This is a genomic window from Paenibacillus sp. Marseille-Q9583, assembly GCF_976954365.1.
Window position 1 is genome coordinate 1 of sequence record NZ_CDRJTB010000037.1, and the last position, 24,198, is coordinate 24,198.

Genomic DNA, 24,198 nt, shown 5'->3' on the forward strand with positions numbered 1-24,198 from the left:
GATTAAGCCATTGTTGATAATATCAGCAGTGGCTTTTTTTCTTTTTTATTATGCAAGTATTTAAGGCTAGTAATAACAGTAGAATAGGTTACTGTGGAATGACATTTTTGTTACCGACGCTGCGGTGGATACAAGTATAATAGAAAAGTGCTAATAGTTAGCAGATCTTTAATACGAAGGAACTACTCATAAATTCTAACTTTGAATTTTCTTGTGTCTTTAGATGCATTGTAGAGGTAGGGAGGATTTAAGGCATGAAACAATTAAAAATATTCAAGTTAATAATGATTTCTTGTATTTTAACTTTAATACTGGCAAGTTGCGGGGCTAAAGAACCTAAGTGGGATACTTTTGAGGGTGCACTGAATGAGAAAAGCTTCCCTGTCCCCCATGAGGCAAACTCACCAGACCAGACTACTACTAACGTTGCTATGGATTATGTACGTTATTCTTTACCTGGATTAAAGGAGAAGAATGGTATTCCGGATCCTTATTTGGAGGCTATTAAAGCCTGGGGATGGACAGAACAGGAAGATGATGATAGTGATTCTTCGGGTGTTTTTCTGAAGGATGGGTTAACGGTTCATTTAACAGTGCATGATGATTATTTTGTAGTGATGATTCCTAAAGAAAAGAAGACCTCCATTAAAGGCCTTAAGACGAAATAAAGAATCGCCATCCCTAAGGATGGCGGTTTATTTTTTAATACGTGAAAATAATATGAGCAATACTGCTGCATTTTATTGAGAGTAATAGGATACATCGGTCCGATTGAATTTCAGCATACCTCCCTGATCCTGTCGATTCAGTCTGAACAGAGTATAAAGACGAGGCAGTAGGAGCCATAAGTGGCAAGTGATCAGTGATACTGTAAATGCTGGCGGTGACCAGAAAATAAAGAGTGCTGCAATACAAAGACCGATATAGAAATTATGTAGCTGTACTTTACGGAATATACGGTAACTAATATGTTGATCAGGCATAAACCCTAACCAAGGCAGCTTAAATGAGACAGACCATCTTTTTGAAATGGGGTGTCCTGAGATTAAAAGAACTGAGCGTGAAATGACATATTGAACCCAGAATGCTACAGGCGCTGCTATGATTATGTAAAGAATGCTCCACCAGGAAAGAAATGCGGTTTCGAGCACAAGGACTAATAAGGGAAGCATAATATAAATAGGCAGCAGGCGTGCCGTTAGATTGACTTTTTTAATTAGTTTATATTGATAGAATGTAGCTGCACCTTTGGTAGTGGGTTCCATAGATTATAGTCTAACCTCCTCGTGAATTCGTATGTTCTTAATATCGGCGATTGGATGTATTTTATTAAACTGCGGCGAAAATTCACCGATATAACGGCAACGGAATATATATAATGCACGATACGAAGGATATGAAAAAACTATGAAAAGGTTTAAAATGATAGAAGGTGTATCATACTGTTCTTAAAAGAGTCAAGGTGGGATGGTTATGGAACAGCAAACCGGGCAAGCTTGTATCATTTGTGGACAGGTAAAAGAGGAAGGTATTGTGATTGTCTCGCATTTTATTTGTGAGGAATGTGAGGCTGAGATGATACGTACCGAGGCTGAAGATGCCAAGTACCGTTTTTTTATCGGCCGGATGAAGAAGATTGGATTGCAAAAGAACGCTTAAGTAGAGTAACTCTGTTAAATGATGCAATTAAGAGAGCGGTCTGGATGAAAGATACGAAGGCTGCATTAGTGATATTCAATACACGGCTTCCTCGTTCTTCAGGCGGGAGGAGCCGTTTTGTTGTCCAAAGGGCCGCTTTTACACTGAAGCGTAGGCGTTTGCGAATATTTACGTTAAAATAGAAGGAACCCTATGGGAAGGAATTTAATATGAATAAATTACAACGTTGTAGGGCGCCTATATACGAAATGCTGGAACAATATAGAATTATGGGTAATAGATCATATCATGTGCCAGGTCATAAGAATGGAGAGGCATATGATGGCGTTGAAGGCGCTGGCTTTTTAGATGAGGTAATGAAGTATGATGTTACGGAAATTTCCGGAACGGATGATCTTCATCATCCTGAGGGAGTTATCAAGGAAGCGCAAGAGTTGGCAGCAGATTGCTTTGGAGCAGAGGAAAGCTTTTTTCTGGTTGGAGGGAGCACAGCCGGCAATCTGGCTCTTATTCTAACCGCTTGTCCCGAGCCTGGAATGATTATGATTGTTCAACGCAATGTGCATAAGTCAGTCATTCATGGACTGATGTTGGCTGGAGTACGTGCTGTTTTTCTGGAGCCTCTGATTGATCCACTCAGCGGCTTGGCAGTGGCGCCGGCGGCAGAAGCTGTTAAGGCTGCACTTGCAGCCTATCCTGAGGCCGCAGCTGTACTTGTTACTATGCCGAATTATTACGGCATGGGTAGTGATCTTGCGCCCCTCGCGCGTATTTGTCACGACAGCGGTGTACCGCTGCTTGTGGATGAGGCGCATGGGGCGCATTACGGGCAGCACCCGGCGCTGCCAGCCGGGGCACTTGCTTGTGGCGCGGACGGCGTCGTGCAGTCCACGCACAAGATGCTTACAGCGATGACCATGGGCGCTATGCTGCATGTCCAAGGGCCGCGGCTCAACCGCGCCTTGCTCCGGCAGCGGCTCGCCATGGTGCAGAGCTCCAGCCCATCATATCCTATGATGGCGTCGCTGGATCTTGCCCGGCGGCTGTTGCACAGCCGGGGCAAGGGTACCTTCACGGCGGGGCTGGCCGCCGTGGACGTCCTGCGGCGCGGGCTCGCGGAGCTGCCGCGCTACGGACTAGTGCAGCCCGCAGAGCCGCTGCACCCGACGCCGCCTGATTCTATGGCGGCGTACGTGACACAGGACCCCTTCAAAGTCGTCATTTATGACGCCACCGGGGTCCTGAGCGGCTTCGAGCTGCAGCGCAAGCTCGAGGCAAAGGGCTGCGTGCCGGAGATGAGCGATGACCGGCACGTAGTGCTGCTGTTCAGCCTTGCATCGAAGGCTGGAGATGCAGATCATTTGCTGCAGGCGCTGCGGGAAATAGATTCGGAGGAACCGTCTTCCGAATCACCGAACGCCCCCGACTTATCAGGCGCTCGCAATATTTCCACGTGGAACAATTTCCATCATTTACAAATCTCAGATCCTGTCCACTTCTCATTGAAGCCGGTGTCAGCGAATGAGATTGAAAGTATTGATCTTAAACATTGCGTGGGTAGAGTGGCGGCAGAGATGGTTATTCCCTATCCACCAGGCATCCCGGTATTATATCCGGGTGAAGTGATCACAGATCAGATCCAAAGAAGGCTGGCTGGTTTAGCCAAAGGAGGCGCTAAATTTCAGGCTTGTGCTGATCCGGTCTTGCAGCGTATTGAGGTATACAACATTCAGAAGGGCGGAGAAGCATAAGTGGGAAAAGAAGGTTTCTTCATAACATTAGAAGGGGGCGAGGGCTCCGGAAAAACAACGGTACTAGGTAGAGTAGCAGCCTATTTACAGAACCGGTCCATGCCTTATCGAATTACACGTGAGCCGGGTGGCGTTGAAATCGCCGAGAAGATTCGCTCCATTATTCTAGATCCTGCCCATACAGCAATGGATGCACGTACAGAGGCATTGCTATACGCTGCATCAAGAAGCCAACATCTCGCCGAAGTCGTTGAACCAGCTCTTAGAGAGGGGCTTACTGTGCTCTGTGACCGCTTTGTAGACAGCAGCCTTGTTTATCAAGGACATGCGAGAGGACTCGGAATAGAAGAGGTATGGAGCATTAATCGTTTTGCGATAGGGGACCGTATGCCGGATCTAACCTTTTATCTGGATGTAGACCCAGAGATAGGGTTGTCACGGATTGCCGCGAATCAAGAACGGGAAGTGAATCGTCTGGATCTGGAGAGCCTTTCTTTTCATAAGAAGGTTCGTGAAGGCTATCAATTATTAGCCCAGGCCAATCCGGAAAGAATAGTAGTTCTGGATGCTAATCGCCCCATTCATATGGTAGAACAAGATATCGTGAGAACTCTTGAAGAGAGAGTATTAAAGGGTTTTTAAGGTGTTTTGTCTAATATACTAAGAGAAGTAACATATAACTAGGCGTGTGTTTATGAAGTAAGGGTTACTACGAGTAGCTCTAAGTAGTAATACACCATAAAAATATTGGGAGGGAATGCGAAGATGAAGTTGATCATTGCAATTATCCAGGATAAAGACAGTAACCGGTTGTCCAGTGAGCTAGTCAAAGCCAATTTCCGTGCTACTAAACTTGCAAGTACAGGTGGCTTTCTACGGGCAGGGAATACGACATTTATGATCGGGGTAGAAGACAGTCAGATTGAATCTGTATTGACCGTAATCCGTAACAGCTGTAAAGTGCGTGAGCAGTTAGTCACTCCGGTAACACCGATGAGTGGAACAACGGATTCGTATTTGCCACTTCCTGTTGAGGTACAAGTGGGTGGAGCTACTGTATTCGTACTTCCTGTAGATCGTTTTGAACATTATTAAGTATAATATAGATCAGCAAGCCATTTATAAAGAGGGCGGTAGATAACCTTTGAAGATCAATCCGGGGTATAGGCCCTTGAAGAGTGAGATGCCGAATGCAGAAGGGGCTAACAAACCCGTTCAGCAAAAAACGTTCTCTGATGTTTTTCAGCAACAAAGCGAACAGAAAACTAAAGATGAATTGAACCGCCAGATTAAAGAAATACAGTCTCAAGGGGATCGTTTATCTAAGTCTATGACGATTCGTGAGCTTACCATTTACCGGATGATGATCAAAAGGTTTCTGGAAGAAACGGCTCGAAGAGGCGTTACTCTAAAAGAAACACGCGGATGGGATCGACGTGGCCGTGGTAAGCGTTACAAGCTGCTTGAGGAAATTGATTCGGCTTTGCTATCTATGGCAGATGATTTACTGAATAGTGAACAAGGCCGGATAGATCTGTTGGGACGCGTTGGAGAAATCCGCGGATTGTTAATCAACCTTTCTTTTTAAAATATAAGAAAGTATATGCTTTACACTATACTTTAGCCTTATATTTCTTTATTAAACACTTACCGTCCTTATAAGGACGTAAAGGGCGTCTATGTTTGAAAGTTTTGGGAGGAAATTATGCCTTTTCATGATATAGTAGGCCAGGAGAACGCCAAGCGGCTACTCCAAAATGCCTTGCGCAAAGAAGCTGTGAGTCATGCTTATTTATTTACAGGGCCGGCAGGCAGTGGACAAATGAAAACGGCGCTGATGTTTGCCCAAGCTATATTTTGTACCCAGAGTAAGGACGATGCCTGTGGGGAATGCCTGGAGTGCCGCAAAGTAGAGCATGGAAACCACCCTGATTTGTCACTGCTGCAGCCAGATGGAGCAAGTATTAAAATAGATCAAATCCGTGAGCTGCAGCGCGTCTTTTCCTATCGGTCAGAGGGTGTGAATCCGAAAGTTTATATTATAGATGGAGCAGACAAAATGACGGTACAAGCTGCCAATAGTCTGCTGAAATTTCTGGAGGAACCACCAGCTCCGGCTGTTGGAATCTTAATTTCTGATAATAGCCGTTCCTTATTGCCAACAATTCAGTCGCGGACTCAGCGGATTCCATTTAGTCCGTTAAACCCGGATATTATGCTCCAAGCTCTGGCAAGTGAGGGCGTTCCCATACCCTTAGCTCGATGTGCAGTATCACTTAGTTCAGGACTTGATGGTTGCAGGAAACTTTTGGAACAGAATTGGTTTGCAGAAATGAGAAATGTAATGTTACAATTAGCTAAGGAGTCCTTAGGCAAGGGCAGCTCCGCTGTAGCAACTGCTGGGCAGAAGCTGTTCAAGACCGGACTCGCTGAACATTTGGATATCTTCTTCAGCATGTTCCATCTGTGGTTTAAAGATATGCTTTACTTCCTGTATCGTAAGCATGAGAGTATCGTTTTCATAGATCAGTTAGACTTTATTTCCAGGCATGCCCGTGAGCGGAGTGGGGAACAATGGGTGGCTTATATGGGATTTGCTGCAGAGAGCACTAAGAAGCTGCGATCCAATGCCAATGCCCAGTTGTGTCTGGAGCAGTTTTTAATCCGACTGGAAAGTTAAAGGATTAGTTATGATATATCCTCCGGATGTCGCTTTACCTGGAAATATCGTTTTAACAGACGAGGAAGGACAAGCATGGATCATCAGGGAGCGGACATGCCCATAGGTTCCTTTTACCGGCAAACAAGGGGGTTAATTTTTGTACAGCGTAGTAGGTGTCCGTTTTAAAAAAGCGGGTAAAATATATTATTTCGATCCACTTGATTTTCCGATTGAACGGGATCAATATGTTATTGTGGAGACAGCACGTGGGGTTGAATACGGTAAAGTTGTCGTAGGCAAAAAAGAGGTGGAAGAATCCGACGTAGTTTTGCCCCTCAAAAAAGTGATGCGTATTGCCGGAGAAACCGACGCACGCGTAGTTGAAGAGAACAAAGGGGCCGCTAAAGAGGCTTTTACCACCTGTTTAAATAAAATACGCGACCATGGTCTCAAAATGAAGCTCGTCGATGTAGAGTTTACTTTTGACCGTAATAAGATTATATTTTACTTTACGGCCGAAGGACGGGTCGACTTTAGAGAATTGGTTAAAGATCTAGCAAGTATTTTCCGGACCCGCATTGAGCTACGACAAATTGGGGTGCGTGATGAGGCTAAAATGCTAGGTGGACTTGGACCTTGTGGGCGAGTACTTTGTTGTTCATCTTGGTTAGGGGATTTTGAACCCGTATCCATTAAAATGGCGAAGGATCAGAACCTGTCACTTAATCCGACGAAGATTTCAGGACTTTGTGGACGTCTGATGTGTTGTTTGAAATTTGAGCATGACAATTATGAGAGTGTAAAGGAAGAAATGCCAGCGGTCGGCAAGATTGTCGTGACCTCATTGGGTGATGGCAAAGTAGTAGGACTTAATGCCGGAAGTCGTACGGTTCATGTACAGTTGTTTGAAGTGGGCAAAGTTAAGGAACTTCCAATGGATGATGTTGTCGTCAAGTAAACCATTATAAGGTTACTTTCGGGGTGGAAACTTGGAGAAGAAAAATATATTTGCACACATGCAGGATATGGAAGCACAGATGGAAACGATGCGCGCCAATCTTGGAGAATGGAAACAGACGGTAAAAGAACTGATGGAAGCTAATCAGAGGTTAACTCTGGAGAATGAACAGCTTCGCAAAATTTTAAAGCGGGATGCACCTTTGGATCCTACCGTAGATTCTGCGGAGGCGGAAGCTCTTTTAGCTGCCGGAGAGGGAACAGAAGAGGTTGTCGGGGAAGGTTATGACAACTTGGCCCGGCTTTACCATGAAGGCTTTCACATCTGTAATGTTTATTTTGGACATTTACGCACGGAAGGTGATTGTCTGTTCTGTCTTTCTTTTCTTAATAAATGAGGATATCCAGCCGTAGGAGATTGATCCTACGGTTTTTTTTGAATTTTAGCTCAACAAAACATTTAGGAGATTACTACATGACAAATTCTTTTAACGATATATCTGTTCCTTTGTTACCGACGGAGCGGGTTGATGATTTATTAACGCATGACTTGCGAATTATTCAAAGTGACGAAGTATTTAGCTTTTCTATGGATGCTGTACTGCTTGCCCGTTTCGCCAGCGTTCCGCCTCGTGGGAGAGTCCTGGATCTTTGTACTGGGAATGGTGTAATTCCTATTTTGATGACGACCCGAACTAAAGCTTCTATAGAAGGGATTGAAATTCAGCCCCGTTTAGCGGATATGGCTCGGCGTAGCGTGGCTCTAAATGGGCTACAGGATCAGGTTGTGATCCATGAAGGTGATTTACGTGAGTTATATAAAGTAGCAGGACATGGCGTATATGATGCAATAACAGTCAATCCTCCTTATATGCCGCTTAACGGCAGTGACCTCAAGCTGAACACTCATCAGGCTATGGCTCGTCATGAAATCGGGTGTACGCTGGAGGAGGTCATTCAAGCCTGTGTGAGACTGGTTCGCACCGGTGGAAAGGTAAGTATGGTTCACAAGCCACAACGATTGGTCGATATTATTAGTCTTATGAGAAAATATAGGCTCGAGCCTAAGATTATTCGCTTTGTACATCCACGTGCGCATCTGGAAGCTAATATGGTATTAATTGAAGCGATACGTGATGGTAAGCCGGAGGTTCGTTTACATCCACCACTCATTGTATATAATGAGGACAATCAATACTGTCCAGAAATTATGGACATCTACTATGGTGCTAAAGAGGGTAAATCATGACGATATCATGCCAAAGCAGTTTTCAGAACAATAACAATACACATAAGCAGGAATCAACCGGTTCACTCTTTTTGGTGGCAACACCCATCGGTAATTTAGAGGATATGACTTATCGTGCGGTCCGCACATTGCAGGAATGCGATATTATTGCAGCTGAGGATACAAGACAAACTCGGAAATTGTTGAGCCATTTTGAAATTACACCCTCTATGCTGTTCAGTTATCATGAGCATAACAAGGCTGCCAGTGGACCTGAACTTATCCGTTATATAATAGAAGGAAAAAATTTGGCACTTGTCAGCGATGCCGGTTTACCAGCCATTTCCGACCCTGGTGCAGACCTTGTTGCCCTTGCCATAAGTCACGGTATACCAGTAATTCCTATACCCGGAGCTAACGCAGCTTTGTCAGCATTAATTGCCTCTGGTTTGCCTACGACTACTTTCACTTTTATCGGCTTCTTACCTCGAGAACGTAAAGATATCCGTGCAGTATTAAGTCCACTTCGTTCGGCGCAAGGGACTATACTGTTCTACGAATCTCCACATCGCGTGGTGAAGACACTGGCTCATCTCCATGAAGCATTTGGCAATCGGCGAATTGTGCTTGCTCGTGAACTGACGAAGAGATATGAGGAGTTTCTTCGTGGAACGATCGAGGAATGTATGGATTGGCTCGCTGAGCATCCACCGCTTGGTGAGTATGTTATCGTCGTTGAAGGCGAGAGCAAGGAAGATGCTGAAATGGCGGAATCGGCTTGGTGGCGCCAGTTAAGTATTGAAGAACATGTTGCTCATTACGAAGCAGCAGATATGCCGCGTAAAGAAGCTATGAAAAAAGCAGCCTCTGATCGTGGTGTGTCAAAGCGGGATATTTATAACGCACTTCTGGATAAAGCGGAGCAGCAGTAAGTGTTATTGACGGATTCTAATTCTAAGAGGTTAACAAGGTACGAAGGTTATTACGAAGCTGACGAGATTCTAGCCTGAAGGTGGTTCCCAAAAGGAAGCCCAATATAGACCAGATCACGGTGAAAACTCGGTTCACTTCGTGCTCTCACCGCATTACCCATCATTATTAGGTGTCATGGGGGAGTAAATCCTTGTAGACACCTTTTGGGTAGGAAACATTGGTGATTGCAGAAAAAAAATACCTCCCGCGGTCACGGGAGGTCAAGGAGATATGAAAAGGTTAGAATTAACAATTTGATTAGTTCTATTATATACTATTTATTTTAGTTTGTCACAGGGGTAGGGATAGTAGAAATGCATTCATGACAAACTATTTTTCCTTTGAAGTAAGTTACGTTCTCAGCGTTGCCGCAGAAAATGCAGGCAGGCTCATATTTCTTAAGCATAATGCGCTCACCATCAACGTAAATTTCAAGTGCGTCTTTTTCACCAATGCCAAGAGTACGGCGCAATTCAATGGGAATAACTACCCGTCCAAGTTCGTCTACTTTTCTTACAATTCCTGTTGATTTCATCATAACAATCGTTACTCCTCTCAATGTTCCAAAAACGTCATTATTCGACATTGTTCACTGTTTTATGATATTTATAATACCAACGATTCCCAAAACAGTCAACCTTTTTTCATCTGTTGAATAAGTGCTTTTTCACGAAAACTTTGAATTCCCTATAACAATCACGAATTCTAAAAAAAGCGAAAAAATAAACTTTGTCGATTTACCAAGACTAAAAACGTCACCATTCGACAAAGTACGACATAATTACTTATTATATACTTATATTGGTTAAAATCATATTAAATTTAATAAAGGAGTTGATCTCATGAAGCAGCCGCTCACAGAAGAAAAGGTTTTCAAAGATCCGGTTCACAATTATATCCACGTGCAGGATACTATTATTTGGCGACTAATAAATACAAAGGAATTTCAGCGTTTACGCCGTATTCGCCAGCTGGGTACCTCGTATCTTACTTTTCATGGCGCAGAGCATAGTCGGTTTTCTCATTCCCTAGGGGTGTACGAAATTACACGTAGAATTATTTCGCAATTTGAACGAAGCGGGTATAAAGATTGGATTCCTGAAGAAAGTCTGCTCACCTTGTGTGCGGCCTTGCTGCATGATCTGGGACATGGTCCATTTTCCCATTCTATAGAAGAAGCTTTTGAAATGAATCATGAGGATTGGACTTGTCGAATTATTCTGGAGGACACAGAGATTACTGAGATCTTGCGTGATGTGGAGGAGGATTTTCCTCGTAAAGTAGCCTCTGTAATCGCTAAAACTTATGAGCATGAAATTGTTGTAAATCTCGTTTCCAGTCCGCTAGATGCTGATCGCATGGATTATTTGCTGCGTGATGCGTACTATACGGGTGTAAACTATGGGACGATCGACATTGATCGGATTTTAAGAATGCTGCGTCCTTATAATGGTCGAGTTGTTGTAAAAGAATCGGGAATGCATGCCATTGAAGATTATTTAATGTCGCGTTATCAAATGTACTGGCAAGTTTATTTTCATCCGGTGACACGTAGCTCAGAGATTATTTTGCGACAAATTTTCCGTAGAGCCAAGGAGCTTTTCCAAGCGGGGTACAATTTTAGTTTCATGATTAATCCGCTGGAGGATTTATTCCGTGGTGAGGTGACAGTGAAGCAATATTTAATGCTAGATGAAGCACTGGTACAGACGGCTTTTATGCAATGGACGCTTGAGAAAGATGAGCTACTAAGCGACTTGTGTACCCGTTTTATTCATCGTAAACTGTATAAATATGTTGAGGTGGAGAATCTCGATACAGATATGATTACTGAAATTCGCAGCAGTTTTGAGGCAGCGGGACTTCACCCAGAATATGATTTAGAGATTGATTTTCCAACAGATCTACCCTATGATGTGTTCCGTCCGGGAGAAGCTTTTGACAATAAACAAATTCTGCTGCTTGATCGGCATGATCATCTGCGGGAAATTTCAGAGGTGTCGGATATTGTGCGTTCTATTAGCGGCATTCACCGTGGCAGATATCATCTTTATTTTCCTCAGGATAAGTTGAGAAATGCGCTTACGCGATTGCCTGCTTCTATTGCAGAGATTTTTGCAAAATAATACAAGAAAATATGGGATTTTTGACAAGAAGAGTAGAAATATAAGATATAACGGATAGCGTGAAACTTATATTGTCATACATTTAAAAAAGAACAAGGAGTGAGGGTTAAAATGTTTCTGTTTGACACACATACGCATCTGGATGCACCTCAATTCGACGAGGATCGGGAAGAAGTTATCGCTCGTGCTGTAGAAGCAGGAGTTAGCAAGATGATTAATATCGGATTTAATCGGGAGACGATTCCCTCAACGATGAAGCTGGCGGAATCTTATGATTATATTTATGCGGCAGTGGGTTGGCATCCTCAGGATGCGATTGATATGAAAGAAGGAGATCTCGAGTGGATCGCTTCTCTATGCAGTCATAAAAAAGTAGTGGCTATTGGTGAAATCGGACTGGATTATTACTGGGATACTTCCCCCAAGGATGTGCAACATGAAGTTTTTCGCAAGCAAATTGGACTAGCCCGTGAACTAAATATGCCGATTTGTATTCATGATCGTGATGCCCATGAGGATGTTGTACGGATTTTACGGGAGGAAAAAGCAAATGAGGTTGGAGGCGTGATGCACTCGTTCTCAGGAAGCTGGGAAACAGCTAAAATGTGCTTGAATCTTGGTTTTCATTTATCCTTTGGAGGACCCATTACGTTCAAAAATGCAAGAGTGCCAAAAGAAGTGCTTGCGCAGACCCCACTAGACCGATTATTGATCGAAACCGATGCTCCATATTTGACTCCACACCCCTTCCGCGGGAAGCGAAATGAGAGCGCTCATGTGAAGCTTGTAGCAGAGGCAGCAGCTGAAATTAAAGGGTTGACATGGGAAGAATTGGCTAAAATAACGTATGCGAACGCACTGGAACGATTTGGGATTGAGTGAAAACGGGAGCAAAACAGGCGAAAAATAGAGAACGGCCGATATATTAAACTTTTTTAATATAAAAACGGCTGAATATTACAATATTTTAACCATATTTTTGCGTAAACGTGGTTGAATCGTCCTTTACAACATGCATCAAAACAGGATATCATCTTTTCAGTGATGTGAGCTGTGTTATAGTGACAGCCATTGATTCATGGATCGTCTCGCTGAGTCTCCGTATGGAGAACGGGGGAACCAATATTGACCTGCCGCATGCCTGTATTTTAAATACGGTTTAGACGTGCCGTAGGACAGTATTTGATTTCTTCACGTGGTCTTTGGGGTGAATTTAAGGGCAACCGCCATGAGCGGGTGACCTGAAATAGGGCGTCTCTCTTTCGTCCGAACCCGACAGCTAACCCCGTAAGCGCAAGTAAGAGAGGCAACCTCGTGCACAAGCATTCTCTATTCTGATATTGGAGAAGCCACGAAAGAGTCCTCAGTTGAACTCTTTTTAGGCTTTTTTATTTTTGAATAAATAGAATGTTGCCCACATACTGTTATATAACAGGGGTGGGAGTAGCTGTGCCGAGCAGGCGATCCATGAGCAGGAGACGCTAAGTTATTACGTGCGTGTCCTGTGACAATCTCAAATAGTTTCGTCAAAGGAATTCAGTCCTCATGATATACAATTGACGACGGGGCTATGTAAGGAGGATGGAGAGAATGGGCGTATTCCAACCAGAAGTATCCCATGATTCGCAGTCATCCAGCAGGTCTTTCGCATTACGGTGGGAGCAAGTGAATACTCGCGTACTTTTACTTGCAGGCGTGATTTCAGTCGCTATCGCGCTACTTATTCTGCTGTACGTACACGGTCAAAGCAACAAACAATTATTTTTAGTAATAGACGGGCAAACACAGACGCTTGAAACGCGGGAAGCGCTTCTTGGTGATGTGTTGGAGAAAGAGCAAATTTCGCTGCAGCCGCATGATGAACTATCTTTAGGACTGAGTGATGAAATAAAAGACGGTGACCGTGTCGTTATCAATCGTGCGCAGAAAATTAGTCTTACTGCGGATGGAGCAACAAAAACGTTATATACCACCGAAGACACAATTGGTAAAGCAATTGAGAAAATGGGCATTACCCTAGAAGGTCATGATAAGATTTTCCCTTCGTTAGACACCACCATTTCTGCAAACATGGAGGTTAAGATTGTTCGCATCAACAAACAGACCGTACAGCGAACAACTAACTTACCCTTCAGAGTCATCAAGACAGCAGACCCCTCCCTTACTGTGGGAACAGTTAGAGTGGCACAGGCAGGCAAACCAGGCGTCATGATTCAGCATATTGAAAAGATCTACCAAGACGGAGAACTGGCCTCTATGCGCATGATTGGTAAGGAAGTACAAACGGTAACGAAAGATAAGATTATTGCCGTTGGTACCAAAGCACTTCCTAAGCCGGCTGTAGCTAAGACTACAACAACTTCCAAATCAAACACCACTTCAAAAACGGCTAAGGTTAGCGCCAAGACTAATAACGTCACTAGCAAGGCTGGCGTAGACTTTGAGTACAAGAAGATGATTAAGAACGTCTCCATGACAGCTTATTCATCAGAAGAGCCAGGTATTGGTACCAAAACTGCCTCCGGAACACGCGTAACGGAAGGTCGTACAATTGCGGTAGACCCGAATGTAATCCCTATTGGCTGGTGGGTATATATCGAGGGGCTTGGATTCCGCCGAGCAGAAGATACTGGCGGTGCCATTAAAGGCAATAAAGTAGATGTCTATTACGATTCACTGAGCCATGTCCGTAATTTCGGTCGTAAATCACGTACCATTTATGTGATTGGACCTGTGAAGCCGGAGTTAAACTAGGCTGAAGCTTTTGCAAATTATTCTTCGATAAGCTATAGTGATGATAACCGTTAAGGAACGCCAGATGATCATTTCGTTGATCGCAGAGCAACCGCTCATCACTTATACATTCTTTAACCAAAAGAAGAGGAGCGAAACCTCTTCTTTTTTGCTTTTTTTGGAAGGAGTCAAGAGAAATGATTAAGGAATTAATTGTCGTTGAAGGTAAGAGTGATACCGTCGCTGTTAAACGCGCTGTAGAAGCAGATACGATCGAAACAGGGGGATCGGCTGTAGACCGGACCGTAATTGCGAAGATCGCGCTTGCTATGGAGCGCAGAGGAGTGATTATCCTTACTGACCCGGATCACGCGGGTGAACGAATTCGTAAGATTGTGTCCGCAAAGGTGCCGGGCTGCAAGCATGCCTTCATTCCGGAGAAGGACGCAACCCGCAAGGGAGATATCGGTGTGGAGAACGCTTCTCCAGAGGCGATTCGTCATGCGCTGCGGAATGTACATACCTCTTTTGAAGGTGCACCTGCTTTAATCGGACTTGATGATCTAATGGCCGCTGGAATGCTTGTACACCCTCGGGCAGCTGAAAGACGTATGGCACTTGGTAATTTGCTTGGAATTGGATATTGTAATGGCAAGCAGCTGTACAAGCGGCTGGCGATGTTTGGAATTACGCGGGAGGAATTTGCCGGAGCTCTCGCCCAAATTGATCAGGGGGGCATTACTTCATGAGTGGTAGAGAGGAAATTTCGACTCCAAAACGGACGAAAGAAATTATTCAACGTTATGGATTCAAGTTCAAGAAGAGCTTAGGACAGAATTTTTTGATTGATCAAAATATATTGGACAAGATTGTAGACGCTGCTGGGCTAGATAGCCAATCAGGGGCATTGGAAATCGGTCCTGGGATTGGTGCCTTGACGGAGCGTTTGGCGCTAACCGCTGGTGCGGTGACCGCTGTGGAGATCGACCGTAGGCTGATTCCTATTTTAAGGGACGTACTTTCCCCTTATCCGCATGTTAAGGTTCGTAATGATGATGTTCTGAATGTAAATCTGCAGGAGCTGTTCAAAGAAGATTTTGCATCCGTGAACAAGGTAAGCGTAGTTGCCAATCTGCCGTATTATGTAACTACTCCGATTCTGATGAAGCTGCTCGAAGAGAAGCTTCCGCTTGATAACATCGTTGTAATGATTCAGAAAGAGGTTGCGGAGCGTATGGCTGCTTCTCCGGGAGGAAAGGAATACGGGAGCCTTAGCATTGCCGTGCAGTACTACAGCGAGCCTGAGCTCGTCTGCATTGTGCCGCGTACGGTGTTCATTCCTCAACCTAATGTGGAGTCCGCTGTAATCCGTCTAAAGGTAAGAGAGCGTCCACCGGTAGAAGTTGAGAGTGAGAAGCACTTCTTTGAGGTCGTCCAAGCTTCTTTCACACAGCGTCGCAAGACGATTGCTAACAATCTCAAGGCTCGTTACTTCCCTGAAGAGGGACGTGAGCGTCTAGAGGCTTTACTCGCAGAAGCTGGTATTGAACCAACCCGTCGTGGAGAAACGTTAAGTCTAGAAGAATACGCCCGATTGAGCGGTGTTCTGTTGGCTGCTGGAATTGAATAAGCTAAAAACATAGCTAGTTATGAACCAACTGAGGACTTTGCCCATACGATGGGGTAGAGGTGGTGGTTGTAATGAATTTAGGAGACTTGGTCGTTCGTAAATCTTATGGCGGAGATTTGACTTTTCGTGTAGATCATATTGTGCAGGACAGAGCCGTCATTAAAGGCACAGATTTCCGTCTGTTGGCGGATTCTCCTCTGAATGACTTGGTTCAAGTGCCTCCTACCCGAATTACGGAACGAGGACAGCAGGCACAGATTAAAGCGAATCAATCACTGACGCAGCTGCGGAAAGACCGACAGGAGCAAAGTCAGCGGAGCGGGAGCGCTCTATCAGAAGGAGCATGGGCTCCATCGCCCAAGGAAGCTGCTTATTTTGAAGTACCGGGGAAAGTACTGCATCTGGATGGCGATCCAGCGTATTTGAATAAGAGCCTTAGCTTATACGAGCAATTGCGGATCCCTGCTGAAGGTCATCATGTTCATGAGTCCGCAATGGCTGACACTTTATACCGGCTGCTGCCCCGCGTGCGTCCAGATATTGTGGTGATTACCGGCCATGACGGGGTGCTGAAGCAACAGCATACTTACGATCTTCACAGTCTGAGCAGCTATAAAAATTCGCAAAACTTCGTAGCTGCTATTAGGGTAGCTAGGGATTATGAGCGAAATTTTGATGCGTTGACGATTGTTGCAGGTGCTTGTCAGTCACATTTTGAAGCACTGCTGGGGGCAGGGGCGAACTTCGCCAGTTCTCCTGGACGGATATTGATCCATGCCTTAGATCCAGTTTATGTAGCGGCAAAATCGTCGTTCACGCCCATTAAGGATACGGTGAATCTGAGTGAGGTTTTGAACAACACCATTAGTGGTAATCAGGGAATCGGCGGTATTGAGACCCGTGGCAGCTTCCGTATTGGGATGCCGCGTCTGCAGAACCTGTCAGCACTAAAAGTGACACCTTCCGCAATTTAATCGACAGGTACTGGTCTATTTTCAAAGCTAATAGGTAATTTGGAGTGGCCGAATAGAGTACGCGAAGAAAGGGTGAGCGATGAGCTTAACCCTTTTTTTATTTAAGAAAGTATAAGTTTCACGCTATACATTATCCTTATATTTCCCGCATAAACGCTAACCGTCCTTATAGGGACGCCAAAGGCGATTATTCTTGTGTGAAATGGTAGTTATCTTTAAAGATCGACAATGTTATTTTTCTTGCTTTGTGGTAAACCTATTACAGATAACAAGGCTATTAGTTCGCCTCTGATTCTCCGCAAAAAAATTCCGTTGACAACCAAATATTCATCATCTATAATTATTTATTTGCTTTGACAAACACCTGGGGAAGTTGTATAATGGACAAGAAAAGAGGTGGTCGTCAGGCAATGGCTAATAACGCGCTGTTGGAAATCAAACGCAGTCTCGAAGCTCACGTCGGTCATAAGATCACGTTGCGTGCAAACGGAGGTCGTCGTAAAACCGTAGAACGCACCGGTGTCCTGGAAGAAACGTACCCTTCTGTATTTATTGTCAAACTGGATCAGGAGCAGCAAACATTCAAGCGAGTCTCCTATAGCTATGCCGATATCCTTACTGAATCTGTGGAAATCACAGTATGTGAAGACGATGGGCAGATGCGGATTATGTATATTAAAGCTTAATGTTTCACGGGCAGCTTCCTTTGGAGGCTGTTTTTTATTTTTTTATCAGAAACGGTTGTCCTTCATAAAGGACGACCGTTTCTTTTTTTTGCGGTTAATATTCAGTGAATGATCCTTGTTCTAAGCAAGCATACTAATTGAGCAATCGGTTTATCATTTTCTTTCATAAGGGAGGAATTCCGTAATGAGCCGCAGAAAACGAGGCATGATGTCGGAAGAACTAAAGACAGAGTTAGCCAAGGAGCTTGGTTTTTACGAAACGGTGGAACGCGAAGGCTGGGGAGGAATACGGGCGAAGGATGCTGGTAATATGGTAAAAAGAGCGATTCAGCTCGCAGAAGAGGCTGCGCGGAAATCTTAATCTTTAGCGTGTGAACAATTATTTAACGAAAAAGGGTGCGTCCAACTGGCGACACCCTTTTATTATTGGACTTCATTAGAAGTTTTTCATATAATATGTTAAGTTGTTTTTACGGGAAAAGCTGAAGGTGGGTGAACGCCTTGAAAATGTATGAGAAGGCACCAGCTAAAATTAATTTGATGCTGGATGTGCTGCACAAGCGTGCTGACGGTTTTCATGAGGTGGAAATGATTATGACCATGGTGGATCTAGCAGACCGTTTAGAGCTGTCTGAGCTGCCAAGGGATACTATTATAATATCAAGTCAAGCGGGATATATTCCTCTAGATGAGAAGAACCTGGCCTTTCAAGCGGCTAGGCTTATTAAAGAGCGTTATAACGTGAAGAGTGGTGTACATATCCATCTGGATAAAAGAATACCGGTCGCTGCTGGCTTGGCTGGCGGCAGCAGCGATGCTGCGGCTACGCTACGTGGCCTGAACCGACTGTGGCGCCTAGGTATACCTGCACAGGAGCTGCAGGAGCTTGGCGCTGAGCTTGGCTCAGATGTGCCATTCTGCGTTACAGGTGGCACTGCCTTGGCAACAGGTCGTGGCGAGAAGCTGACGCCGATTAAGAACCCTCCGCAATGCTGGGTAGTATTGGCTAAGCCACCTATCAATGTATCGACTGCGGAAGTATACGGACGCGTTCGTAGCAATAATATAGCTGTTCATCCTTCGGCTCGAAAGATGCAGGACGCGATCGAAGCTGGAGATTTTGGGGGCGTGTGTAATCATCTGGGCAATGTGCTTGAGGATGTTACCCTAAAGCTGCATCCAGAGGTCCAGCAGCTCAAAGAGGCGATGGTTAAGCTGGGAGCAGACGGAGTGTTAATGTCCGGCAGCGGTCCTACAGTGTTCGGTTTAGTGTCCAAGCAGTCTAAAGTAGCAAGAATTTATAATGGACTGCGAGGGTTCTGCAAGGAAGTCTATGCAGTGAGATCACTCAATTAGTATGCTTCTCTTGTGTAAACCCGTACAAAAGTGATATATTTTTCATAAAATATTCGGTTTTGGCGAGGAGCATTCCGTGAAGAAATTAAAAAGAAGCCAACGTTTGGTAGACATGACTCAGTTTTTACTTGAGCGGCCACATGACCTACTGCCGCTGTCTATATTTGCCGATCGGTATGGAGCGGCTAAGTCCTCCATCAGTGAAGATTTGGCGATCATAAAAGAAGTATTTGAAGGTGAGGGCATTGGAGAGCTTCAGACCTTAGCCGGTGCAGCAGGTGGAGTACGTTATATTCCTGTGATGCCTAAAGAAATGGCGCTCTCTTTTGTTAAACGTTTATGTGTGCAGCTGGAACAGACAGATCGGATATTGCCTGGTGGCTATTTGTATATGTCGGACCTGCTTGGACTGCCATCTTTGATGGAGCAAGCAGGGAAGATCATCGCAACGGCCTTTTATGGATCGGAAATCGATGTGGTGATGACAGTAGAAACTAAAGGGATTCCGCTAGCCTATGCAACGGCAGCACAGCTAGGATTGCCAGTAGTGCTGGTACGACGTGATCATCAAGTTACAGAAGGATCAGCAGTAAGCATTAATTATGTATCTGGATCACATAAGAGCATACACACCATGTCTCTTTCTAGACGAGCACTCAAGGAGAAATCACGGGTACTCATTGTAGATGACTTCATGAAGGCAGGCGGGACCGTTCGAGGGATGGTTGATTTACTCGGTGAGTTCAATGCCGAAGTTGCTGGAGTGGGTGTGTTGGTCGAATCAGGCGCAGTAGAGACGGAAGAGCGTCTGTTGCATGACTATGTTTCTTTAGTGAAACTAAGCGAGGTAGACTCGAAAGAGCGGCGGATTTCCGCGCATCCGGGTAACTACTTTTCCTCTTGATAGATTGGCGTTTCTTTGTTTTCAAAAAGCGTGGAAATTGTCGAAAACGTAAGAGATATTAAGAAAATCACCCGATGCGTGTCGAAAACAACAGATCCTAAAAAATATATTTCTTTTTTAGGTATTTTATGGAATCAAAAAGAAGGAATTCGCTTTGCTGTGTGGAATTATACACCAAGTCTCTGATGGAAAAAGGTGGTGAACACACACATGCAAATTACGGATGTCAGACTCCGCCGCGTTAACTCTGAGGGGAGAATGAAAGCAATCGCATCCATTACAATCGATAACGAGTTTGTTGTTCATGACATTCGCGTCATCGATGGTAATAACGGGATGTTTGTTGCAATGCCCAGCAAGCGTACACCGGATGGCGAATTCCGCGATATCGCTCACCCGATCTCTTCGGGAACACGCGAGAAGATTCAATCCGCGGTTCTGGCCGAGTACGATCGCGCCGCTACTGAAGAAGAAGAAGTTATTGAAGAGGGAGCTTAGGCTGCCTCGGAAGACGGCTACCTTTTGGGTGGCGTAGGATCCGCCGTTTTTGATAAGATCATACCGAATATACTTCATGACTTAAGCAGCTTGATCTTGCAAGAAAAGCTAGCGCTAGTGAAGGATTTGACGACATCTTCGAAAGGCAGCGATAAATGCTTTTCTAACATGGGGTTTATAGAAAAGAGAACCATGACTTCATGGTTCTCTTTTCTTTTTGCCCGGAATGAGATATATTCAGTAGTGAGTTCAAGAGTAGGAGGTTGGCATTCTTGAAAAGAATGGCTGTAGTTCTTGCCGCAGGTCAAGGCAAGCGAATGAAATCTAAATTATATAAGGTGCTGCACCCCGTTTGCGGTAAGCCAATGGTAGGGCACGTGCTTGATACAGTAGAAGCGACCGGATGCCAGCGCACCGTTGTTGTTGTTGGGCATGGCGCAGAGAAGGTTAAGGCCTATGTAGGGCAAAGTGCGGAATACGTGCTGCAGGAAACTCAGCTCGGTACTGGTCACGCTGTCAAACAAGCTAAGGATTTGCTCGGTGGTGAAGAAGGAACGACGATTGTTGCTTATGGTGACACTCCGCTTATTACATCGGAGACGCTGATAGGATTGATGGCTCTGCATGAGGAGCGTCAGGCGGCAGCGACTGTATTAACCGCAGTAATGGATGATCCATCTGGATTAGGACGGATTATACGTAGTGAAGATGGCGGCTTAATGAAGATCGTAGAACAGAAAGATTGTAATGCCGAACAGGCAGCTATTCATGAAATCAACACAGGAATTTATTGCTTTGATAACATCAAGTTATTTTCGGCTTTAGAGAAGGTTACTAACAGCAATAATCAACAGGAATATTATTTGACAGATGTTATCAGTATTCTGCGCGAGCAAGGTGATCTCGTTCTAGCATTCCAGACTGAGGATGCTAACGAGTCTATTGGTGTTAATGACCGTTTAGCTTTATCTGATGCCGAAGGTATTATGCGTCATCGTATCAACCGCAAACATATGCTGGGTGGCGTAACCATAATCGATCCTGCCTCCACATATATCGGAGCAGATGTAGTCATTGGGTCAGATACAACGATCTATCCAGGAACCATCTTGAAGGGTAAAACTGTAATCGGTGAGAACTGTGTGATCGGACCGGCAAGTGAAATCGAAGATTGTCAGATCATGGACGACGCGACGATTAAGCAGTCCGTATTGAATCAAGCACAAGTTGGCGCACGGACTACCGTTGGGCCTTTTGCCTATTTGCGTCCAGGTTCTATTCTTGGAGAAGAAGTGAAGGTTGGAGATTTCGTCGAGATCAAGAATGCTACGATTGGTGACGGTTCTAAGGTGTCACATCTTAGCTATATTGGCGACGCATCTGTGGGTAAGAATGTAAACGTCGGTTGCGGTGCGATTACTGTTAACTACGACGGGTATAATAAATTCACGACAACAATTGAAGACGATGCCTTTATCGGCAGTAACGTTAACCTTATTGCACCAGTTTCTGTGGGCAAAGGGGCTTTTGTTGTAGCTGGTTCGACCATTACGTGTTCCGTTTCAGAGAACGATCTGGCTGTTGCCAGAGTGCGGCAGGAGAATAAACCGGGATATGCAGAGAAGATCCGTTCCCGTGCAAAAGCGAAGAAAGACCACTCGAGTCCATCGTAAAGCGTTGCTAAGAAGCGCCGGACGGACTTATATTTCCGCGCCGGCGCCTTTGGAAAGCTAAATTCCGTCACGGAGGGTTTAAATTTTATGACTTATTGTGATTCCAAATTAAAGATTTTCACCTGTAACTCCAACCCAAAGCTTGCTAGTCAAATCGCTGATTACATCGGAATTCCGATGGGTGAATCGCATACTACAAGTTTTAGCGATGGAGAAATTCAGGTCAAGCTGTCAGAGAGCGTTCGGGGTTGTCATGTGTATATTGTTCAATCCACCTGCGGCCCGGTTAATGACAACCTAATGGAGCTTTTAGTTATGGTGGATGCACTCAAACGCGCCTCCGCAAAAAGCATCAATGTGGTTATCCCTTACTATGGTTACGCTCGTCAAGATCGGAAAGCTCGTTCCCGTGACCCTATTACGGCCAAGCTGGTAGCAAATTTGATTGAAAAAGCCGGCGCCCACCGTGTAATTACGATGGACCTCCATGCTATGCAGATTCAGGGATTCTTTGATATTCCAGTGGATCACTTGTTGGGAGTTCCCATCCTGGCTCAGTATTTCCGTTCCAAACAAATCGAGAACCCAGTTGTCGTGTCGCCAGATCACGGCGGTGTAGTACGTGCAAGAAAGCTTGCTGACTTCCTGAACGCTCCGCTTGCAATTATAGACAAGCGTCGTCCAGAGCCGAATGTCAGCGAAGTCATGAACATTATCGGTAATATTGAAGGTAAAACAGCCATTCTGATCGATGATATTATCGATACTGCTGGAACCATTGTACTTGGTGCTAATGCTTTGATGGAAGGCGGCGTGAAGGAAGTATACGCTTGCTGTACACACCCAGTATTGTCTGGTCCTGCACATGAACGTCTGGAGAATTCTCCAATTAAAGAGATTATCGTCACAGATACGATTCCAATTCGCAGCGCGAACCCAACTTCTAAACTCAAAGTGTTGTCCGTGGCTCCACTTATGGGTGAGGCAATTATCCGCGTTCATGAAGAGTTGTCGATTAGTAAATTGTTTGAGATTGAATAATTATAAGGAGAATGTATAGCGTGAAACTTATACATTCTTATATTGTACAAAAGGGTTACACCTCCGTTCTCGGAGATGTAACCCTTATCGGCGTGATGCAGGTAGAAGCGCTGGCTTCAATACCCGGCGCGGGAGACGAAGGTGAATATGCTGCGGTTATAGAGTGTCCCTTGCAGCTCCACGAATCCTTCGTCCACTGCTGTCAATACACCAATGTCAATGTGCACGTCGCCTCTGTATATTTCCACAGGCACAGCATATTGGATATGGTACTGAAAATCGCGCTGATGTGTTAAGATTCCACTTTGATGTAGCATAGGTTATCACCTGTCTTCGGAGTATGATTTCGCTCTGGTTGCTTAAGAGTATGTAGATAAGATCTATTGTACCAAAAACGGACTTCTCTTGCCGGAGAGCCCGAATGGAAAGGAAAGGTTCGATAATGAAATGGATTGTCGGATTGGGAAATCCGGGAACACAATATGCGAAAACAAGGCATAATGTTGGTTTTATGGCATTGGATGAGCTTGCAGCTCAGAACGGGATTTCTTTCAACCAAAGCAAATGTAAATCCGTGATCGGTGAAGGTGTTATCGGGGGAGTCAAAACCGTATTGATTAAACCGATGACCTTTATGAATTTGTCCGGTGAGGCCGTTCGCGCTTATATGGATTATTACAAAGTTAAACTAGAAGATATGATCGTCGTTTACGATGATCTCGATACCGAAATCGGGAAAATTCGCTTGCGTTATCAAGGTAGTGCTGGTGGGCATAACGGAATTAAATCGATCATTCAGCATGTAGGTACACAAAGCTTTAATCGGGTACGAATGGGTATTTCTCGTCCTGAACCGGGTTTTGCAATAGTGGATTATGTTCTCTCTTCTTTTCCAAAAAAGGAAGGCGATCCTCTGAAGCAGATGATCCTTAATACTTGTGATGCACTGGAGTTCAGCTTACAGAATTCATTCGAGCAGACGATGGCTAAATTCAATGGTTGATTTGTAAACTCTGTTGGTTATGAGGCTAAAGATGATGCTCAGCGGACATACTGAAGGTATATAGTACCTTCAGGAGGCATATAGATGGCAATAAACTATGTATGTAGGCACTGCAAGACATCTCTAGGCAGCATTAATAGAAGTGATGTTACAGAAATGCAGTTGGGCCTTCATTCCTTGACCCCTGCGGAGCGCAGAGATATAATAGCGTATAATTCAGAAGGTGAGATCACGGTAAAGGTGACTTGCGACTATTGCAAGGAGGCTTTAGAGCATAATCCGGAGCTTAGCCTGCTGACGAGTCCGCTTCAGTAGGTGATAGCGCCTGTCTCTATCGTCATCCGC

Annotated in this window: 29 protein-coding genes and 1 riboswitch; of the genes, 26 read left to right on the forward strand and 3 right to left on the reverse strand. The window is 44.7% G+C overall.

What is annotated here, in order from left to right; all coding sequences use genetic code 11:
• Positions 1–254: 254 nt before the first annotated feature.
• Complete coding sequence (locus ACWNM1_RS17370; RefSeq protein WP_042183800.1) at positions 255–668, forward strand: hypothetical protein; 414 nt, start codon at positions 255–257, stop codon at positions 666–668.
• 72 nt (positions 669–740) lie between these two features.
• Here ACWNM1_RS17370 and ACWNM1_RS17375 read toward each other — a convergent pair whose 3' ends face one another.
• Positions 741–1,265, reverse strand: a complete 525-nt coding sequence (locus ACWNM1_RS17375; protein ID WP_449601897.1) for a hypothetical protein — start codon at positions 1,263–1,265, stop codon at positions 741–743.
• 208 nt (positions 1,266–1,473) lie between these two features.
• On the opposite strand from ACWNM1_RS17375, the gene ACWNM1_RS17380 reads away from it, so the two are divergent.
• From ACWNM1_RS17380 to rsmI, 10 genes are all read left to right on the forward strand, one after another.
• Positions 1,474–1,659 carry a sigma factor G inhibitor Gin gene (locus tag ACWNM1_RS17380; protein WP_042123074.1) on the forward strand — a complete coding sequence of 62 codons (186 nt, stop codon included), beginning with the start codon at positions 1,474–1,476 and terminating at the stop codon, positions 1,657–1,659.
• A gap of 209 nt (positions 1,660–1,868) precedes the next feature.
• Positions 1,869–3,410: an aminotransferase class I/II-fold pyridoxal phosphate-dependent enzyme gene (locus ACWNM1_RS17385; protein ID WP_449601898.1), complete on the forward strand. Its 1,542-nt coding sequence runs from the start codon at positions 1,869–1,871 to the stop codon at positions 3,408–3,410.
• Entirely contained in the window at positions 3,411–4,052 is a 642-nt protein-coding gene (gene tmk / locus ACWNM1_RS17390) for a dTMP kinase (protein ID WP_449601900.1), read from the forward strand.
• Positions 4,053–4,175: 123 nt separating this feature from the next.
• Positions 4,176–4,505: a cyclic-di-AMP receptor gene (locus ACWNM1_RS17395; protein ID WP_042183817.1), complete on the forward strand. Its 330-nt coding sequence runs from the start codon at positions 4,176–4,178 to the stop codon at positions 4,503–4,505.
• Between the two features lie 49 nt (positions 4,506–4,554).
• On the forward strand, positions 4,555–4,998 hold the full coding sequence (locus ACWNM1_RS17400; RefSeq protein ID WP_234540368.1) for a YaaR family protein: 444 nt from the start codon (positions 4,555–4,557) through the stop codon (positions 4,996–4,998).
• Between the two features lie 117 nt (positions 4,999–5,115).
• On the forward strand, positions 5,116–6,090 hold the full coding sequence (gene holB, locus ACWNM1_RS17405; protein WP_449601902.1) for a DNA polymerase III subunit delta': 975 nt from the start codon (positions 5,116–5,118) through the stop codon (positions 6,088–6,090).
• Between the two features lie 139 nt (positions 6,091–6,229).
• Positions 6,230–7,030 (forward strand): PSP1 domain-containing protein, encoded by an 801-nt coding sequence (locus ACWNM1_RS17410; RefSeq protein WP_042123087.1) that lies wholly within the window; start codon positions 6,230–6,232, stop codon positions 7,028–7,030.
• 31 nt (positions 7,031–7,061) lie between these two features.
• Positions 7,062–7,427, forward strand: a complete 366-nt coding sequence (gene yabA, locus ACWNM1_RS17415; RefSeq protein ID WP_042123089.1) for a DNA replication initiation control protein YabA — start codon at positions 7,062–7,064, stop codon at positions 7,425–7,427.
• 77 nt (positions 7,428–7,504) lie between these two features.
• A complete protein-coding gene (locus ACWNM1_RS17420) occupies positions 7,505–8,278 on the forward strand; it encodes a tRNA1(Val) (adenine(37)-N6)-methyltransferase (RefSeq protein ID WP_042183822.1) in 774 nt (257 codons plus the stop codon).
• The gene (gene rsmI, locus ACWNM1_RS17425; RefSeq protein WP_341050977.1) at positions 8,275–9,189 is read left to right on the forward strand and encodes a 16S rRNA (cytidine(1402)-2'-O)-methyltransferase; all 915 of its coding nucleotides are present in this window, start codon (positions 8,275–8,277) and stop codon (positions 9,187–9,189) included. The genes ACWNM1_RS17420 and rsmI overlap by 4 nt, the downstream gene beginning before the upstream one ends.
• A gap of 323 nt (positions 9,190–9,512) precedes the next feature.
• Here rsmI and ACWNM1_RS17430 read toward each other — a convergent pair whose 3' ends face one another.
• Positions 9,513–9,767, reverse strand: a complete 255-nt coding sequence (locus ACWNM1_RS17430) for an AbrB/MazE/SpoVT family DNA-binding domain-containing protein (protein WP_042123095.1) — start codon at positions 9,765–9,767, stop codon at positions 9,513–9,515.
• A gap of 304 nt (positions 9,768–10,071) precedes the next feature.
• On the opposite strand from ACWNM1_RS17430, the gene ACWNM1_RS17435 reads away from it, so the two are divergent.
• The 13 genes from ACWNM1_RS17435 (at position 10,072) to ACWNM1_RS17495 (ending at position 22,850) form a co-directional block, all read left to right on the forward strand.
• Positions 10,072–11,355 (forward strand): HD domain-containing protein, encoded by a 1,284-nt coding sequence (locus tag ACWNM1_RS17435; RefSeq protein ID WP_449601903.1) that lies wholly within the window; start codon positions 10,072–10,074, stop codon positions 11,353–11,355.
• 111 nt (positions 11,356–11,466) lie between these two features.
• Entirely contained in the window at positions 11,467–12,237 is a 771-nt protein-coding gene (locus ACWNM1_RS17440) for a TatD family hydrolase (RefSeq protein WP_449601904.1), read from the forward strand.
• 197 nt (positions 12,238–12,434) lie between these two features.
• A riboswitch (cyclic di-AMP (ydaO/yuaA leader) is annotated at positions 12,435–12,664 on the forward strand.
• 281 nt (positions 12,665–12,945) lie between these two features.
• Positions 12,946–14,109: a ubiquitin-like domain-containing protein gene (locus ACWNM1_RS17445; protein WP_449601905.1), complete on the forward strand. Its 1,164-nt coding sequence runs from the start codon at positions 12,946–12,948 to the stop codon at positions 14,107–14,109.
• Between the two features lie 176 nt (positions 14,110–14,285).
• A complete protein-coding gene (gene rnmV, locus ACWNM1_RS17450; RefSeq protein WP_042183831.1) occupies positions 14,286–14,837 on the forward strand; it encodes a ribonuclease M5 in 552 nt (183 codons plus the stop codon).
• The gene (gene rsmA / locus ACWNM1_RS17455) at positions 14,834–15,718 is read left to right on the forward strand and encodes a 16S rRNA (adenine(1518)-N(6)/adenine(1519)-N(6))-dimethyltransferase RsmA (protein WP_449601906.1); all 885 of its coding nucleotides are present in this window, start codon (positions 14,834–14,836) and stop codon (positions 15,716–15,718) included. Before rnmV ends, rsmA begins: the two co-directional genes overlap by 4 nt.
• Before the next feature lie 71 nt (positions 15,719–15,789).
• Entirely contained in the window at positions 15,790–16,692 is a 903-nt protein-coding gene (yabG, locus tag ACWNM1_RS17460) for a sporulation peptidase YabG (protein WP_449601908.1), read from the forward strand.
• Between the two features lie 410 nt (positions 16,693–17,102).
• Entirely contained in the window at positions 17,103–17,378 is a 276-nt protein-coding gene (veg, locus tag ACWNM1_RS17465) for a biofilm formation stimulator Veg (RefSeq protein ID WP_019914493.1), read from the forward strand.
• 184 nt (positions 17,379–17,562) lie between these two features.
• On the forward strand, positions 17,563–17,739 hold the full coding sequence (locus ACWNM1_RS17470) for a small, acid-soluble spore protein, alpha/beta type (protein ID WP_042183837.1): 177 nt from the start codon (positions 17,563–17,565) through the stop codon (positions 17,737–17,739).
• 140 nt (positions 17,740–17,879) lie between these two features.
• A complete protein-coding gene (ispE, locus tag ACWNM1_RS17475; RefSeq protein ID WP_042183839.1) occupies positions 17,880–18,734 on the forward strand; it encodes a 4-(cytidine 5'-diphospho)-2-C-methyl-D-erythritol kinase in 855 nt (284 codons plus the stop codon).
• Positions 18,735–18,810: 76 nt separating this feature from the next.
• A complete protein-coding gene (gene purR / locus ACWNM1_RS17480) occupies positions 18,811–19,638 on the forward strand; it encodes a pur operon repressor (protein WP_042183840.1) in 828 nt (275 codons plus the stop codon).
• Positions 19,639–19,848: 210 nt separating this feature from the next.
• Positions 19,849–20,136 (forward strand): septation regulator SpoVG, encoded by a 288-nt coding sequence (gene spoVG / locus ACWNM1_RS17485; RefSeq protein WP_020425826.1) that lies wholly within the window; start codon positions 19,849–19,851, stop codon positions 20,134–20,136.
• Between the two features lie 272 nt (positions 20,137–20,408).
• Complete coding sequence (gene glmU / locus ACWNM1_RS17490; RefSeq protein WP_449601912.1) at positions 20,409–21,809, forward strand: bifunctional UDP-N-acetylglucosamine diphosphorylase/glucosamine-1-phosphate N-acetyltransferase GlmU; 1,401 nt, start codon at positions 20,409–20,411, stop codon at positions 21,807–21,809.
• Between the two features lie 87 nt (positions 21,810–21,896).
• Positions 21,897–22,850: a ribose-phosphate diphosphokinase gene (locus ACWNM1_RS17495; protein ID WP_036678796.1), complete on the forward strand. Its 954-nt coding sequence runs from the start codon at positions 21,897–21,899 to the stop codon at positions 22,848–22,850.
• A gap of 116 nt (positions 22,851–22,966) precedes the next feature.
• On the opposite strand, the gene ACWNM1_RS17500 is transcribed toward ACWNM1_RS17495, so the two are convergent.
• Positions 22,967–23,167: a hypothetical protein gene (locus ACWNM1_RS17500; RefSeq protein ID WP_042183847.1), complete on the reverse strand. Its 201-nt coding sequence runs from the start codon at positions 23,165–23,167 to the stop codon at positions 22,967–22,969.
• A 125-nt stretch (positions 23,168–23,292) separates the two neighbouring features.
• Between ACWNM1_RS17500 and pth the strand changes: the two genes are divergently transcribed.
• Positions 23,293–23,853, forward strand: coding sequence for an aminoacyl-tRNA hydrolase (pth, locus tag ACWNM1_RS17505; RefSeq protein WP_042183849.1), 561 nt, complete (start codon positions 23,293–23,295; stop codon positions 23,851–23,853).
• Positions 23,854–23,937: 84 nt separating this feature from the next.
• Positions 23,938–24,168, forward strand: a complete 231-nt coding sequence (locus ACWNM1_RS17510; RefSeq protein ID WP_042123127.1) for an anti-sigma-F factor Fin family protein — start codon at positions 23,938–23,940, stop codon at positions 24,166–24,168.
• Positions 24,169–24,198: the final 30 nt, after the last annotated feature.

Excerpts from the sequence above, each read along its gene's own strand:
- ACWNM1_RS17370 (WP_042183800.1), top strand. The coding sequence starts at position 255 with ATGAAACAATTAAAAATATTCAAGTTAATAATGATTTCTTGTATTTTA.
- ACWNM1_RS17375 (WP_449601897.1), bottom strand. The coding sequence starts at position 1,265 with ATGGAACCCACTACCAAAGGTGCAGCTACATTCTATCAATATAAACTA.
- ACWNM1_RS17380 (WP_042123074.1), top strand. The coding sequence starts at position 1,474 with ATGGAACAGCAAACCGGGCAAGCTTGTATCATTTGTGGACAGGTAAAA.
- ACWNM1_RS17385 (WP_449601898.1), top strand. The coding sequence starts at position 1,869 with ATGAATAAATTACAACGTTGTAGGGCGCCTATATACGAAATGCTGGAA.
- ACWNM1_RS17395 (WP_042183817.1), top strand. The coding sequence starts at position 4,176 with ATGAAGTTGATCATTGCAATTATCCAGGATAAAGACAGTAACCGGTTG.
- holB (WP_449601902.1), top strand. The coding sequence starts at position 5,116 with ATGCCTTTTCATGATATAGTAGGCCAGGAGAACGCCAAGCGGCTACTC.
- ACWNM1_RS17420 (WP_042183822.1), top strand. The coding sequence starts at position 7,505 with ATGACAAATTCTTTTAACGATATATCTGTTCCTTTGTTACCGACGGAG.
- rsmI (WP_341050977.1), top strand. The coding sequence starts at position 8,275 with ATGACGATATCATGCCAAAGCAGTTTTCAGAACAATAACAATACACAT.
- ACWNM1_RS17430 (WP_042123095.1), bottom strand. The coding sequence starts at position 9,767 with ATGATGAAATCAACAGGAATTGTAAGAAAAGTAGACGAACTTGGACGG.
- ACWNM1_RS17435 (WP_449601903.1), top strand. The coding sequence starts at position 10,072 with ATGAAGCAGCCGCTCACAGAAGAAAAGGTTTTCAAAGATCCGGTTCAC.
- ACWNM1_RS17440 (WP_449601904.1), top strand. The coding sequence starts at position 11,467 with ATGTTTCTGTTTGACACACATACGCATCTGGATGCACCTCAATTCGAC.
- ACWNM1_RS17445 (WP_449601905.1), top strand. The coding sequence starts at position 12,946 with ATGGGCGTATTCCAACCAGAAGTATCCCATGATTCGCAGTCATCCAGC.
- rnmV (WP_042183831.1), top strand. The coding sequence starts at position 14,286 with ATGATTAAGGAATTAATTGTCGTTGAAGGTAAGAGTGATACCGTCGCT.
- rsmA (WP_449601906.1), top strand. The coding sequence starts at position 14,834 with ATGAGTGGTAGAGAGGAAATTTCGACTCCAAAACGGACGAAAGAAATT.
- yabG (WP_449601908.1), top strand. The coding sequence starts at position 15,790 with ATGAATTTAGGAGACTTGGTCGTTCGTAAATCTTATGGCGGAGATTTG.
- veg (WP_019914493.1), top strand. The coding sequence starts at position 17,103 with ATGGCTAATAACGCGCTGTTGGAAATCAAACGCAGTCTCGAAGCTCAC.
- ACWNM1_RS17470 (WP_042183837.1), top strand. The coding sequence starts at position 17,563 with ATGAGCCGCAGAAAACGAGGCATGATGTCGGAAGAACTAAAGACAGAG.
- spoVG (WP_020425826.1), top strand. The coding sequence starts at position 19,849 with ATGCAAATTACGGATGTCAGACTCCGCCGCGTTAACTCTGAGGGGAGA.
- ACWNM1_RS17495 (WP_036678796.1), top strand. The coding sequence starts at position 21,897 with ATGACTTATTGTGATTCCAAATTAAAGATTTTCACCTGTAACTCCAAC.
- ACWNM1_RS17500 (WP_042183847.1), bottom strand. The coding sequence starts at position 23,167 with ATGCTACATCAAAGTGGAATCTTAACACATCAGCGCGATTTTCAGTAC.
- pth (WP_042183849.1), top strand. The coding sequence starts at position 23,293 with ATGAAATGGATTGTCGGATTGGGAAATCCGGGAACACAATATGCGAAA.
- ACWNM1_RS17510 (WP_042123127.1), top strand. The coding sequence starts at position 23,938 with ATGGCAATAAACTATGTATGTAGGCACTGCAAGACATCTCTAGGCAGC.